Annotated in this window: 12 protein-coding genes and 1 rRNA gene; 12 read left to right on the top strand and 1 reads right to left on the bottom strand. The window is 72.1% G+C overall.

The features are described from left to right. The 12 genes from rrf to ACIPSC_RS21210 form a co-directional block, all read left to right on the top strand. Positions 1-92 (top strand): 5S ribosomal RNA (gene rrf / locus ACIPSC_RS21265); the annotation flags it as partial. A 104-nt stretch (positions 93-196) separates the two neighbouring features. Continuing rightward, positions 197-817 carry a CDP-alcohol phosphatidyltransferase family protein gene (locus tag ACIPSC_RS21260; RefSeq protein ID WP_400827494.1) on the top strand — a complete coding sequence of 207 codons (621 nt, stop codon included), beginning with the start codon at positions 197-199 and terminating at the stop codon, positions 815-817. A 123-nt stretch (positions 818-940) separates the two neighbouring features. Beyond that, positions 941-3,436 (top strand): sugar phosphate nucleotidyltransferase, encoded by a 2,496-nt coding sequence (locus tag ACIPSC_RS21255; protein WP_400827492.1) that lies wholly within the window; start codon positions 941-943, stop codon positions 3,434-3,436. Between the two features lie 210 nt (positions 3,437-3,646). Next, complete coding sequence (locus ACIPSC_RS21250; RefSeq protein WP_400827490.1) at positions 3,647-4,777, top strand: DUF881 domain-containing protein; 1,131 nt, start codon at positions 3,647-3,649, stop codon at positions 4,775-4,777. Beyond that, entirely contained in the window at positions 4,774-5,106 is a 333-nt protein-coding gene (locus ACIPSC_RS21245; RefSeq protein ID WP_030062488.1) for a small basic family protein, read from the top strand. The genes ACIPSC_RS21250 and ACIPSC_RS21245 overlap by 4 nt, the downstream gene beginning before the upstream one ends. After that, a complete protein-coding gene (locus ACIPSC_RS21240) occupies positions 5,090-6,541 on the top strand; it encodes a DUF881 domain-containing protein (protein ID WP_400827489.1) in 1,452 nt (483 codons plus the stop codon). The genes ACIPSC_RS21245 and ACIPSC_RS21240 overlap by 17 nt, the downstream gene beginning before the upstream one ends. Before the next feature lie 553 nt (positions 6,542-7,094). Then, positions 7,095-7,637: an FHA domain-containing protein gene (locus tag ACIPSC_RS21235; protein WP_400827488.1), complete on the top strand. Its 543-nt coding sequence runs from the start codon at positions 7,095-7,097 to the stop codon at positions 7,635-7,637. A 185-nt stretch (positions 7,638-7,822) separates the two neighbouring features. Next, on the top strand, positions 7,823-8,515 hold the full coding sequence (locus ACIPSC_RS21230; RefSeq protein ID WP_400827508.1) for a MerR family transcriptional regulator: 693 nt from the start codon (positions 7,823-7,825) through the stop codon (positions 8,513-8,515). A gap of 74 nt (positions 8,516-8,589) precedes the next feature. After that, positions 8,590-9,066, top strand: a complete 477-nt coding sequence (locus ACIPSC_RS21225) for a bifunctional nuclease family protein (RefSeq protein WP_148641491.1) — start codon at positions 8,590-8,592, stop codon at positions 9,064-9,066. Between the two features lie 269 nt (positions 9,067-9,335). After that, on the top strand, positions 9,336-9,995 hold the full coding sequence (locus tag ACIPSC_RS21220) for a MerR family transcriptional regulator (RefSeq protein WP_400827487.1): 660 nt from the start codon (positions 9,336-9,338) through the stop codon (positions 9,993-9,995). Between the two features lie 156 nt (positions 9,996-10,151). Further along, a complete protein-coding gene (locus ACIPSC_RS21215) occupies positions 10,152-10,865 on the top strand; it encodes a vancomycin high temperature exclusion protein (RefSeq protein WP_400827486.1) in 714 nt (237 codons plus the stop codon). Positions 10,866-11,022: 157 nt separating this feature from the next. Further along, entirely contained in the window at positions 11,023-12,525 is a 1,503-nt protein-coding gene (locus ACIPSC_RS21210; RefSeq protein WP_400827485.1) for a DNA polymerase IV, read from the top strand. 142 nt (positions 12,526-12,667) lie between these two features. Here the strand turns inward: ACIPSC_RS21210 and ACIPSC_RS21205 are convergent, their stop codons facing one another. Continuing rightward, positions 12,668-14,158, bottom strand: coding sequence for an MFS transporter (locus tag ACIPSC_RS21205; RefSeq protein WP_400827484.1), 1,491 nt, complete (start codon positions 14,156-14,158; stop codon positions 12,668-12,670). Positions 14,159-14,210: the final 52 nt, after the last annotated feature.

Raw genomic sequence — 14,210 nt, 5'->3', positions numbered from 1 at the left:
CGCCCGGTTACATTCCGAACCCGGAAGCTAAGCCTCACAGCGCCGATGGTACTGCAGGGGGGACCCTGTGGGAGAGTAGGACGCCGCCGAACAATTCTTCGAGAGAAGCCCCCGCCGGGGAACCGGACGGGGGCTTCTCTGTTGTAAGGTCAACGTGCAAACGTGCACGGTCGTCACACGTACAGGAGGCCCCCGGGTGGAGGTCCAGGAGACGCAGGTCCAGACGGATCGTGTCCTCACCATCCCCAACCTGCTGAGCATGGGCCGGCTGGTCGGCGTTCCGCTCTTCCTCTGGCTCATTCTCTGGCCGGTGTTCGGCGGGCCGAACAACGACGGATGGGCACTGCTGATCCTGATGCTGAGCGGCATCAGCGACTACCTCGACGGGAAGCTCGCCCGCAGGTGGGGGCAGATCAGCCGGGTCGGCCAGCTGCTCGATCCGCTGGCGGACCGGCTCTACGTGCTGTCGACCCTCCTCGGCCTGACCTGGCGTGAGATCCTGCCGTGGTGGCTGACGGCGATCCTGCTGGCCCGTGAGCTCTTTATCGCGGCGCTCCTGCCGATTCTCAACCGGCACGGCTACGGGCCGTTGCAGGTGAGTTTCCTGGGGAAGGCCGCGACATTCAATCTGATGTACGCGTTTCCGCTTCTGCTGCTCGGCACCGGGGACAGCTGGATCGCGCAGCCCGCGGAGATTGTGAGCTGGGCCTTCATCTGGTGGGGCACCACGCTCTACTGGTGGGCCGGGATTCTGTACGCGATCCAGGTGCGGCAGATCCTCCGCGGTGCCGCGGCCTCCTCCGCGTCCACAGTCTGAGACGTGATCTGAGAGAAGTCCCACGGCGACACGGTGAGTCGGACGATATCTTCCGGGTAGACCACCCCTGGAACGGTTTGATGGACCTGCAGGTCCACCACCGCGAAGGAGGACGCACCCGTAATGAAAGCCGTTGTAATGGCAGGGGGCGAAGGCACCCGACTCCGCCCGATGACCTCCAGCATGCCGAAGCCGCTGCTTCCCGTGGCCAACCGGCCGATCATGGAGCACGTGCTTCGGCTGCTGAAGCGGCACGGCCTCTCCGACACCGTCGTGACCGTCCAGTTCCTGGCCTCCCTGGTCAAGAACTACTTCGGTGACGGCGAAGAGCTGGGTATGAACCTCACCTATGCCAACGAGGAGACGCCCCTGGGCACTGCGGGGAGTGTCAAGAACGCCGAGGACGCGCTCAAGGACGATTCCTTTCTGGTGATCTCCGGTGACGCGCTGACCGACTTCAATCTCTCGGAATTGATCGAGTTTCACCGCAGTAAGAACGCACTGGTCACGGTCTGTCTCACCCGTGTGCCGAATCCCCTGGAGTTCGGCATCACGATCACCGACGACGAGGGACGGGTCGAGCGCTTCCTGGAGAAGCCGACCTGGGGGCAGGTCTTCTCGGACACGGTCAACACCGGTATCTACGTGATGGAACCCGAGGTCTTCGGCTACGTGGCGGCAGGGGAGTCCGTCGACTGGTCGAGCGATGTGTTCCCGCAGCTGCTCAAGGAGGGCAAGCGGGTCTACGGCTACGTGGCCGAGGGCTACTGGGAGGACGTGGGCACGCACGAGAGCTACGGCAAGGCCCAGGCTGACGTCCTGGAGGGCAAGGTCGACGTCGAGCTCGACGGCTTCGAGATCTCGCCTGGCGTCTGGGTGGCCGAGGGCGCCGAGGTCGACCCGGAGGCGGTGCTCCGCGGGCCGCTCTACATCGGGGACTACGCCAAGGTCGAGGCCGGCGTGGAGATCCGCGAGCACACCGTGCTCGGCAGCAACGTGGTCGTCAAGCGCGGGGCGTTCCTGCACAAGGCGGTCGTCCACGACAACGTCTACGTCGGTCCGCAGAGCAATCTGCGGGGCTGCGTGGTCGGCAAGAACACCGATGTGATGCGGGCCGCGCGGATCGAGGACGGCGCGGTGATCGGGGACGAGTGCCTGGTCGGCGAGGAGTCGATCATCGCGGCCAACGTCCGGGTCTACCCGTTCAAGACCATCGAGGCCGGCGCGGTCGTCAACACCTCGGTCATCTGGGAGTCCCGCGGCCAGGAGCACCTGTTCGGGCTCCGCGGCGTCTCCGGCATCCTCAACGTGGAGATCACCCCGGAGCTGGCCGTCCGGCTGGCCGGCGCGTACGCCACCACGCTGAAGAAGGGCGCGACCGTCACCATCGCGCGTGACCACTCACGTGGTGCGCGTGCGCTCAAACGGGCGATGATCTCGGCGCTGCAGACCAGCGCGATCGACGTGCGCGACCTGGAGAACGTGCCGATGCCGGTGGCGCGCCAGCACACCGCGCGCGGGAGCGCCGGCGGGATCTTCCTGCGGACCACGCCCGGGGTGCCGGACTCGCTGGACATCCTGTTCTTCGACGAGCGCGGCGCCGACCTCTCCCAGGCCGGGCAGCGAAAGCTGGACCGGGTCTACGCACGTCAGGAGTACCGGCGCGCGTTCCCGGGCGAGATCGGGGACCTGACCTTCCCGTCCAGCGTCTTCGACTCCTACGCCGGCAACCTGCTGCGGACGGTGGACACCACCGGCGTCCGCGAGGCGGGCCTGAAGGTGGTCGTGGACACCGCACACGGCAGCGCAGGGCTTGTTCTGCCGAGCATCCTCGGCCGGCTCGGGGTAGAGGCCCTCACGGTCTCCAGCGGGCTGGACGAGGCGCGGCCCACCGAGGACGCGGAGGAACGCCGGGCGGGCCTGGCCAGGCTCGGCGAGCTGGTGGCGTCCTCCCGGGCGGCGTTCGGCGTCCGCTTCGACCCGGTGGGCGAGCGGGTGGCCTTCGTCGACGAGCTGGGCCGGGTGATCGACGACGACCGGGCGCTGCTGGTGCTGCTCGACCTGGTCGCGGCCGAGCGCCGGAGCGGCCAGGTCGCGCTCCCGGTCACCACGACCCGGATCGCCGAGCAGGTCGCCGCCTACCACGGCACCCAGGTCATCTGGACCACGACCACGCCGGACGACCTGGCCAAGGCGGCCTCCGCCGAGGGCACGGTGTTCGGCGGGGACGGGCGCGGCGGCTTCGTCGTCCCGGAGTTCAGCGGGGTGCTGGACGGGGCCGCGGCCTTCGTCCGGCTGGTCGGGCTGGTGGCCCGGACCCAGCTCACGCTGAGCCAGATCGACGCGCGGATTCCCCAGGCGCACATCCGCCGGCGGGACATTGCGACGCCGTGGGCCGCGAAGGGCATGGTCATGCGCTCGGTGGTGGAGGCGGCCGGGAGCCGGCGGCTGGACACCACCGACGGCGTCCGGGTGGTCGAGGCGGACGGGCGGTGGACGCTGGTGCTGCCCGATCCGGCCGAGGCGACCACCCACCTCTGGGCCGAGGGCCCGGACGACGAGGCCACCGAGGCCCTGCTCGACGAGTGGGCGGCGGTGGTCGACAGCGCCGGGCGGTGACTCCCTGACCGTGGCCGCGGTGCCGGGTGCCGGGTGGCACTGACGGGCACCGGGGCGTGGTGACGGACGCGGACGGCGGGGTGGGCGGCAGGTGTGCCGCACCGCCCCGTTGTCCGTTCTGTGGCTGTTGGTAGCGGTCTGCGGCTTGTGGGGAGTCCCGGCTCAGGGGGCGTGCACGGGCCCCTCCGCCGACGTGGGACGATGGTCCGCATGCCAGCGACGCCGACGCCGAGTGCCAGCAACGGACGGTTCAACCGTCCGGACGCCTCGATGTCCCTGCTGACCAACGTGATGGACCACAGTCTGGACGAGGGTTATGCCGAGGCGGCCGCGGCGAGGGGCGGGGACCACGACAGCCGGATACCCGGCACCGCCCGGGGTCTGCTGACCCTGGGCGCGGGCCTCGCCCTGGTGGGGGCGGTCCTGACGGTGGGCGCGGTGAACGCGCACAAGGCGGCGCCGACGCTGGCCAAGGAGCGCGACGCGCTGATCCACCGGGTCAACGACAGCAACGGCTCGGCGGACCGGCTGCAACAACAGGTCCAGGACCTGCGACGGAAGGTCGAAAGCGCCCAGCAGCAGGCGCTGGCCCCGGGGGACGGCGATCCGGCCGCCCTGGCGGGGGCGGTCGGCCTCGGTGAGGTGACCGGCCCGGGTGTCCGGCTGGTCCTGGAGGACGCCGCCGGGACCGGCGCCGGCGGAAACGTCGATCCACGGGCCGGCCAGGGCTTCTCCAACAGCGGCCGACTGCGTGACCGCGATCTGCAACTGGTGGTGAACGGGCTCTGGGAGTCCGGCGCGGAGGCCGTTTCGATCAACGGGCAGCGGCTGACCGCGCTGTCGGCGATCCGCGCCGCCGGTGAGGCGGTGCTGGTGGACAACCGGCCGCTGGTCCCGCCGTACACCGTGCAGGCGCTCGGCGACGGTCCGAAGCTGGTCGGCGCGTTCGAGAGTCACATGGCGGGCCAGTACCTGCGCCTGCTGCAGGAGAAGTACGGCATCAAGTCGACGATCTCCGCGCAGAAGAATCTGACGCTGCCGGCCGCGGTCGGTGTGACCCTGCGATCGGCGCAGCCCGCCACACCGGAGCCCACGGCGACGCCGAGCTCCGGTGCCGGCCCGGGCGCGAGCCCGTCCGCGGCTCCGAGCCAGTCCCCGAGCCCCACGGCCTCCGGCAGCCGGTCGGCGAGCCCCTCCACGAGCCCGTCGGCGGCGCCGAGCACGTCCTCCTCCGGGAAGCGCCCCTCGGGCGGTTCCACCAAGAGCACGACAACCCACTCGTCGACGGCGCCCGTGAGCGGGTCGCCCTCCTCCGCAGGGACAGGAGCAGCTAGACCGTGATTGCCGTACTGGGTCTCGTGATCGGGGTGGTCGTCGGGCTCTTCGTCCAGCCCGAGGTGCCGGACGCCGTCGTGCCGTACCTGCCGATCGCGGTGGTGGCGGCGCTGGACGCCGTCTTCGGCGGTGTCCGCGCGATGCTGGACGGGATCTTCAACGACAAGGTGTTCATCGTCTCGTTCCTGTCGAACGTGGTGGTCGCGGCACTGATCGTCTTCCTCGGGGACCAGCTGGGCGTCGGTTCCCAGCTCTCCACGGGCGTGGTCGTCGTGCTCGGCATCCGCATCTTCTCCAACGCCGCAGCGATCAGGCGCCATGTCTTCCGCGCCTGAGCCGGGCCGCGGGCCGGCCGCCGCCAGGAGGACGGACGCGGGGACGGAGGAGGCGGCGACGGCCGGAACGACGGTGGACGGACAGGCGGGAGAGGTCGTGCGCGAGGACGGCGGCGCGGAGCGCGGGACGGCGCCGCGCGGGACGGCGCCGGATCCGGCGAAGCCGCTCCCGAAGGCGGCCGAGCCGACGGCCGCGCCTGCGGAGCCGGCTGAGCCGGGCGAGTCCGTCGAGACCGTCAAGTCAGTCGGGACCACCGAGAAGGCCGTGGAACCCGGGAAGGCCGAGCGGCCGGGCCCCGACGCGCCGCCGAAGCGTCCGGAGCCGGCAGCGGCGAAGGAGCCGGAGGCCGAGCAGGCAGCGGCCGACCAGGAGCCGGCCGCTGAAGTGCCGGCCGGGGACATACCGGCCGAGGACGGTCAGGGCCGCGAGGCGGCCGAGGTCGAGCAGACCGACGCCGTGCAGGCCGCGGACCAGGCCGACCGGGCCGAGCCCGAGCCCGCGGAGAAGCCCGAGCCCGCGGAGAAGCCCGAGCCCGCGGAGAAGCCCGAGCCCGCGGAGAAGCCCGAGCCCGCGGAGAAGCCCGAGCCCGCGGAGAAGGGCGGGACGTCCGAGCCGGCGCCCGTACCCGGGACCGACGCCGCCCCTGCGCAGCCCGCGCCCGCCCCGCCCGCCCCGCCCGCCGCTCCTGCCGCTCCCGCCGTCGACCGCGGTGCGGGACGCCGGCGGATGAAGGCGGCGCTCTGGCCGCCGCGCCTCTCCCGCGGCCAGCTGGTGGTGGCGCTGCTGCTGTTCTCCCTCGGCCTGGCCCTGGCGATCCAGGTCCGGTCGACCAACGACCACCACAGCCAGCTGCGCGGCGCACGTCAGGAGGACTTGGTCCGGATCCTCGACGAACTGGACAGCCGTCAGCAGCGTCTCCAACAGGAGAAAGCGGAGCTTGAGCAGTCCCTGGCCAAGTTGGAGAACAGTTCCAACCAGGCCAAGGAGGCCCAGGAGCAGACCAGGAAGAAGGTGACGGAGCTCGGCGTGCTCGCCGGCACCGTCAAAGCCACTGGTCCGGGCATCGTACTGACGGTCGATGATCCCCAAGGGCAGGTGAAGGCGGATATGCTGCTGGACACCCTGCAGGAACTCCGAGCAGCGGGGGCGGAGGCGATTCAGATCAACGATGTGCGCGTGGTGGTCAACACCTACTTCACGGACGCGTCCGGCGGCGGCGTGCTGATCGACGGGAAGAAGGTCTCGCAGCCGTACCGCTTCACCGTCGTGGGGAACCCGCAGGACCTCACACCCGCGCTGAACATCCCGGGGGGTGTCGTCCGTACCTTGGAGAGTCACCAGGCACGGGCGACCATCTCCCAACAGCAGAAGGTCGTCGTCGACGCCCTCGTCGATCTGAAGACGCCGCAGTACGCCAAGCCGGCTCCGAAGTGACGGGGCGCCTGCCGCACGGTCCGTCACCTGCGGGCGGCCCCCGGTGCGGGGTGCCGCCGTCGGGTGGGCGAGACTGGTCCACACCAGCACATGTCGGAGCACCACACGTCGGAGTACCACTCCAGCCGGCCCGATCACAGACCGGGCCCGCAGCCTGTCCGAGGTTCTCACCCTGCCCCGCGGGCGGGTCTGTCACACGCAAGGGGATTCGCCCGTGAGTTTCTTCTCGAAGTTGTTCGGTCGTAGCAAGGACCGTGACGCGGCCGCCGTCGAGGCGCCCACCGCGCGTCACCGCCGTGCCGACGAAGAGCCCGCCGTGCCGGGCATGCGACCCGCCCCCGAGGGGGTGGAGTACGCCGAGCGTCCGCTCTTCCGCGAGGGCGGGGGCCAGCAGTTCGCCGGGAATCCGGCGGGCTACGGCGCGTCGGTTGACCCCTCCGGCGACCCGCGCATAGGTTTCCAGTCAGGACCCTCAATCTCTGGTGGAGGGTTTGCCCCGGACCCGTACGCCGGGCACAACCCGTCGGGTGTGCCTCGCCAGGAGGCTGTGAACATGGCTGGCCCCACTCCGTGCCCCCGGTGCGGTAACCCGAACCCGGCGTCGGCCCGCTTCTGCTCCAACTGCGGTTCGGCCCTGCGCGGTGGCGCGCTGCCCGAGGGGGCGGTGGAGACCACCTCGACCATCTCGATCTCCGGCCTGGAGTCCTACGACCCGAACACGACGACCGGGACCGGCACGCCGGCCCTGTCGGCCGAGGTGCTGTCGGCGATCGACGCGCTGCCCCCGGGCTCGGCCCTGCTGATCGTCCAGCGCGGCCCGAACTCCGGCAGCCGCTTCCTGCTGGACTCCGACAAGACCACGGCCGGCCGCCACCCGCAGGGCGACATCTTCCTGGACGACGTCACGGTCTCCCGCAAGCACGTGGAGTTCCGCCGGACTCCGGGCGGCGGCTTCACCGTCGCGGACGTGGGCAGCCTCAACGGCACCTACGTCAACCGCGAGCGGATCGACGAGGTGCCGCTGAACAACGGCGACGAGGTGCAGATCGGGAAGTACCGGCTGGTGTTCTTCGCCAGCCACAACCGGGGGTACTGAACCCAACTTCGGCAGGAGCCCGAGTGAGCACGAATACCCCTTCCTCTCCGCTCGGGGCGGCCGCCCCCGCACTCTCCGGTCCGCAGACGGACCAGGGAACGTGGGGGGCGGTCGCAGCCCCCAGGCAGCCGGTCCGCCCGGACCGGCCGGCCGGGGGCGGCCGCCGGCGCGGCGGCGACGAGCTGCTGAGCATCGGCGCAGTGCTGACCTTCCTGCGGGACGACTTCCCCGAGGTCACCATCTCGAAGATCCGGTTCCTGGAGGCCGAGGGCCTGGTGGAGCCGCAGCGCACGCCTTCGGGGTACCGCAAGTTCAGCCCGGCCGACGTCGAGCGGCTGGCCTACGTCCTGCGGATGCAGCGTGACCACTACCTGCCACTGCGGGTGATCCGCGAGCACCTGGACGCCATCGAGCGCGGCGAGAGCCCGCCGGCGCTGCCGGCCGCCGACACCCGCCCCGGACCGCTGGAGGAGGCGGACCGCGAGCTGGTGGCGACCGCGGAGGCCTCCACCGGGGTCCGGCTGGGCCGGGCCGAGCTGCTGGCCGCGGCCGAGGCCGGCGAGGGCGAGCTGGCCGAGTGGGAGTCGTACGGGCTGGTCGCGCCCGGGCCGGACGGCGGCTACGACGGTGAGGCGCTGCAGGTCGCCCGGCTGGTCGCGGAGCTCGGCCGGTACGGGCTGGAGCCGCGCCACCTGCGGGCCATGAAGGCCGCCGCCGACCGCGAGATCGCGCTGGTCGAGCAGGTCGTGGCGCCGCTGCGCCGGCACCGGAACCCGCAGACCAGGGCGCACGCCGAGGTCACGGCACGGGAGCTCGCGACGCTCTCGGTGCGGCTGCACGCGGCCATGGTCCAGGCCGGTCTGCGCACCCGCGCGTGACGGCTCCGGGCCGCTGACCAGCGCCGTCGGCTCTGCGCTTTCATATCCGGGGCGCGGGCCATAGGGTTGCCTGTGTGAATGAGCTCGACGTCGTGGGTGTCCGGGTGGAGATGCCTTCCAACCAGCCGATCGTGCTGCTGCGGGAGGTCGGGGGCGATCGCTACCTGCCGATTTGGATCGGCCCCGGCGAGGCGACCGCGATCGCCTTCGCCCAGCAGGGCATGACGCCGGTGCGCCCGCTGACGCACGACCTGTTCAAGGACGTCCTGGAGGCGCTCGGCCAGCAGCTCACCGAGGTGCGGATCACCGATCTGCGGGAGGGCGTGTTCTACGCGGAGCTGGTCTTCGCCGGCGGGGTGGAGGTCAGCGCGCGGCCGTCCGACGCGATAGCGCTGGCGCTGCGCACGGGCACGCCGATCTACGGGAGCGAGGAGGTGCTCGCCGAGGCGGGCATCGCGATCCCGGACGAGCAGGAGGACGAAGTGGAGAAGTTCCGCGAGTTCCTCGACCAGGTCTCGCCGGAGGACTTCGGCGGCGGCGCGCCACAGTAGCCCGATCCGGTGGTTCCCGCCCGGCCGTCGCATGAGTGCGGAACGTAGCCGGGCCGATAGGACGTACTCATTCGGTCGTTTTGCCAAATAGCGTCCGCCTACCCACACTAGGGGCACGGAAAACCACTCTCCTGAGCGACGGGGTTTCCCCGGCTCGGCGTGGCGATCGTTGACGGGTCATGGGCGACTGCCTACCGTCAGGAGTGGCTGCCCGGGTGCCTGTCACCCGCAGTCTGGGTTGCCCGCAGCATGAGTGGACGGAGGTAGGCATGACCGGCACCGGCGATGACGCGGCCGTGGGAGGCCTGTGTGCCGTGCACATGCCGCGCACCGGCCGTACCGTGTCGGACCTGCCCCGGACGGAGCTGCCCCGAATGGGCCGGTTTCCGGCCGTCCAGCCGGGCCAGCCGGCCATCGAGCGGCTCGCTCCGACCTCGGAGCTGATCGGCTACCGCGGGCCGACGGCCTGCGCCGCGGCCGGGATCACCTACCGCCAGCTGGACTACTGGGCCCGGACGGGCCTGCTGGAGCCGAGCGTCCGCGCGGTCTACCCCGCGAGCAGCCACCGGCTGTACAGCTTCCGCGACATCCTGCTGCTGAAGATCGTCAAGCGGCTGCTGGACGCGGGCGTGTCGCTGCAGAACATCCGGGTGGCGGTCGCCCACCTGCAGTCCGTCGAGGTCGGCGACCTGACCGGGCTGACGCTGATGTGCGACGGCGCCACGGTGTACGAGTGCACCACGCCGCAGCAGGTGGTCGACCTGCTGAAGAGCGGTCAGGGCGTGTTCGGCATCGCGGTCGGCGCGGTCTGGCAGGAGCTGGAGCTGGCCCTCGGGCGGCTGCACGCCGAGCGGACCGACACCGGGGAGACGGTGGTCGGGCACGATCCGGGTGACGAGCTGGCGCAGCGCCGCAACCGAGCGGTCTGACCGCCGGACTGATCGAGCGAAGGACGAGGCCGCGGGCCCGGACGGGGAACCGTCCGGGCCCGCGGCCTCGTCGTGCCTGGTGGAATCGAACAGGCCGGGCGCACCGGGGGAACCGGCGCACCGAGCGGGGGAGGGAACGTGCGGGGCGGCGCGGGAGTGATCGACCTGACGGTGCGGCGGGTGCGCCGGCTCGGGGTGCGGCTGCGGCAGCGGCGCACCCAGCGGCGGCTGTTCCAACTCGTCACCGCCGGCTGCGCGCTGGCGCTGGCGCCGAGCGCCTGGCTGTGGATCGCGGCGGGGGACCGGGTCGGCACGGTGGCGAGCGCGCCGAGCGCCCCGGTGGCGGTGGTGTTCGGCGCCGGGCTGTTCGACGGCAAGCCCTCGCCCTACCTGGCGCACCGGCTGGACGCGGCGGTCGACCTGTACCGGGCGCAGAAGGTGCAGGCGATCCTGGTCACCGGGGACAACGGGCGCGACAGCTACGACGAGACCGACGCGATGCGCGGCTACCTGATCGAGCACGGTGTGCCGCAGATCCGGGTGGTCGGCGACTACGCGGGCTTCGACACCTGGGACTCCTGCACCCGGGCGCACCGGATCTTCGGCGTGGACCGGGCGGTCCTGGTGAGTCAGGACTTCCACGTCCGGCGGGCGCTGGCGCTCTGCGAGGCGGCCGGCATCGACTCGTACGCGGTGGGTGTGCCCGAGTGGCGCGACGTCACCTGGCTGTACGGCGGGGTGCGCGAGATCCCCGGGGCGGGCAAGGCGGCGCTGAACGTGCTGATGCGGCCGGACCCGGTCTTCCTCGGGCCCAAGGAGGAGGGCATCCCCCGCGCGCTGGCCGACGCGGCGGCCGCGGCCCGGCCGTAACGCCCGGCCGTAACGCCCGGCCGTAGCGCCCGGCCGCGCGCGCCCGGGCTGTCGGTGCCGGCGCGGGCCGTCCGGGCCGGCGCGGCAGTGGGCGCGGCGCAGCGGCCGCGGGCCGCGGTTCGCACGGACTGTCGGACCCGTGCGGCATGATCGGCAGGTGCGGTCGCTGCCGAGCATCATCCACCTCGACATGGACGCCTTCTTCGCAGCGGTGGAGCAGGCGGCCAAGCCGAGCCTGCGCGGGAAGCCGGTGATCGTCGGCGGCCTGGGCGGGCGCGGGGTCGTCTCGACGGCCTCGTACGAGGCGCGGCGGTTCGGGGTGCACTCGGCGATGCCGATGGCGCAGGCGCGCCGGCTCTGCCCGAACGCGGCGTTCCTGGCCGGACGGTTCGAGGCCTACCGGCAGGTCAGCGAGATCGTGATGGGCCTGCTGCGGGAGCTGTCGCCGCTGGTCCAGCCGCTCAGCCTGGACGAGGCGTTCGTCGACCTGGAGGCGGGCCCGTACGGGCCGGTGCTGGCGGAGGCGGACCACGGGACGGGGGAGCGGCTGGTGCTGGCCCTCGCGGAGGACCTGCGGGCCGACATCCAGCGGCGCACCGGGCTGACCGCCTCGGTCGGCGCCGCCGGGTCCAAGCTGATGGCCAAGATCGCCTCCGAGCAGGCCAAGCCGGACGGGCTGGTGCTGATCGAGCCGGGCGAGGAGCGGGCGGTGCTCGGGCCGATGCCGGTGCGGGCCCTGCCGGGCATCGGCCCGGCCACCGAGCAGGTGCTGCGCCGTGCGGGGCTGAACACGGTGGCCGACCTCGCGGAGGCGGGGGAGGCCGAGCTGGTGCAGCTGCTCGGGCGGTCGCACGGTGTCGGCGTCCACCAGATGTCGACGGGGTTCGACGACCGGCCGGTGGTGGCCGACCAGGACGCGAAGTCGGTCTCGGTGGAGGACACCTTCGAGGTGGACCTCGCCGACCGTGAGCGGGTGTTGCGCGAGGTGGACGTGCTGGCCGCGCGGTGCGTGCGGCGGCTGCGTGCGGCCGGCCGGTCGGGGCGGACGGTGGTGCTGAAGGTCCGGCGCTTCGACTTCTCCACGCTGACCCGTTCGGAGACGCTGCGCGGTCCGACGGACGACGAGGCGGTGATCACGGAGACCGCGCGCCGGTTGGCCTCCCAGGTGGACATCACCGGCGGGGTGCGGCTGCTCGGCGTGGGGGTCTCCCAGCTGGCCGACTACACCCAGGAGGACCTCTTCGCCCAGGCGGAGCGGGAGGAGGCGGCCGCCGAAGAGCACCCGGCGCCGACCGGGGAGGAGCACGGGACGGCGGAGGAGGAGGCCGTGGTGCGGCACTGGATGCCCGGGCAGGACGTGCACCACGACGAGTTCGGCCCCGGCTGGGTGCAGGGCAGCGGGGTCGGGCGGGTGACGGTCCGGTTCGAGACGCCGTGGAGCGGGCCCGGGCGGGTGCGGACCTTCGCGGTGGACGATCCGGTGCTGGAGCCGGCCCGGCCGCTGCCGCTGCGCCGGGACGCGGGCTGGGGCGAGCCCGGTGACGGTGAGCCGGGTGACGGCGGGTCCGATGAGGGCGGGCCCGGCGGCGGGGCCGCCGGGCCGGGTGAGTCGCCCGGACCGGAGGGCTCCCCCGGTGCGGACCCGGCGGGGGAGGGCTGAGGACGCGAAGCGGCCCCACCCGGCAGGGGGAGCCGGGTGGGGCCGTTTGCAGTGCCGGCCTCGGCGGTCGTGATGCCCTCGTCGACCGCTCGGGGACCGGTTCCCCCGCGCCCTGTCCCTGAGCGCGGGGGTGGACGCCTCGTCAGGCGTCGGTCTTGGCCAGCGCGGGGCTGGAACCGAGGTCCGCCGTCTCGTTGCCGGCGGTGACGGTGGCGGTGGGCTTGATCGTGCGGATCATGAACGGCACGGCGCCGGCGACCGCGCAGACCGCGGCGGCGACCCAGAACGCGTGCTTGTAGGCGTCCAGGGTGGGCAGCGTGACGGGGATCGGGAGCTTCATGGTGTCACCGGTCAGGATGGCGGCCATGACCGCGGTGCCGATCGCGCCGCCGACGGTGCGGAGCACGGCGTTCATGCCGTTGGCGATGCCGCTCTGCTCGACCGGGACGGCGCCGTTGATGTAGGCCGGCATGGCCGAGAAGGCGAGGCCGATGCCCAGACCGAAGATCGCCGAGGCGGTGTAGATGTCGCCCTCGTGGCTGTGGCGGAGGGCCAGGTAGGCCATCGCGACGGCGCCGAGGACGCCACCGAGGACCAGCGGCAGGCGCGGACCGCGGCGGGCGATCAGCAGGGCGCCCAGCGGGGCGGCGACCATCGAGCCGATCGCGGACGGCAGCAGCATCACACCGGCGTGCAGCACGGTGGCGGTGAAGCCGTAGTGGGTGAGCTTCTCCGGGGTCTGGGCGAAGTTGCTGATCACCATGAACGAGCCGTACATGCCGAAGCCGATCAGCAGGCCGGCGAGGTTGGTGAAGGCGACGGCCGGGCGGGACATCATCTTCATGTCCACCAGCGGGTGCTTCACCTTGACCTCGATGACGCCCCAGATCAGGGCGACCACGGCGGCGAGGGCGAACAGGCCGAGCGTGCGGGTGGAGGTCCAGCCCCAGTTGTTGCCCTGGCTTACCGCGACCAGCAGGGCGGAGAGCCAGCCGGCCAGGGTGATCGCGCCGAGCGGGTCGGCGCCGCCGTCCTTGTCGGTGACCGGGTCGGTGGGCACCCGCAGGGCGACCAGGGCGACCGCGATCAGGCCGAAGACCAGGCCCATCCAGAAGATGGACTTGTAGCTCCAGTGCTCCAGCAGGAGACCGGTGGCGACCAGGCCGAGGCCGCTGCCGACGCCCATCGAGGCGCTGATGGCGGCGACGCCGCCGGTGACCTTCTGCTTCGGCAGCTCGTCGCGGACGATGCTGATGGCCAGCGGGAGCACGCCACCGCCGGCGCCCTGGAGGACGCGGGCGACGACCAGCCAGGTGAAGGAGTGGGTGCTGACGGCCAGTGCGGAGCCGGCCACCAGGCCGGTCAGCGAGATCAGCAGCATCGGCTTGCGGCCGCGCAGGTCGCCGAACCGGCCCAACAGGGGGGTGAGCACGGCGGCGGAGAGCAGGTTGGCCGTCATCAGCCAGGTGATGCTGGAGCCGGAGACGCTGAGCTCCTTGGCCAGCGAGGGCAGGATCGGGACGACCGCGGTCTGCACCACGCTGAACGACAGCATCGCCAGAATCAGGGCCGGCAGGACCCGGGCGCTGCTCTGCTTCTCGGCCGCGGTGGTGGGCTGGGGTGCCTCACTCACGGTTGCTTCCTCCCGTACATAGTGAATGAACTGAAGCAACCATGCCGGGAGA

Origin of the sequence: Kitasatospora sp. NPDC090091 (genome assembly GCF_044747365.1) — a bacterium.
Taxonomy (GTDB): domain Bacteria; phylum Actinomycetota; class Actinomycetes; order Streptomycetales; family Streptomycetaceae; genus Kitasatospora.
This window is presented reverse-complemented; position numbering and strand designations above follow the sequence as displayed.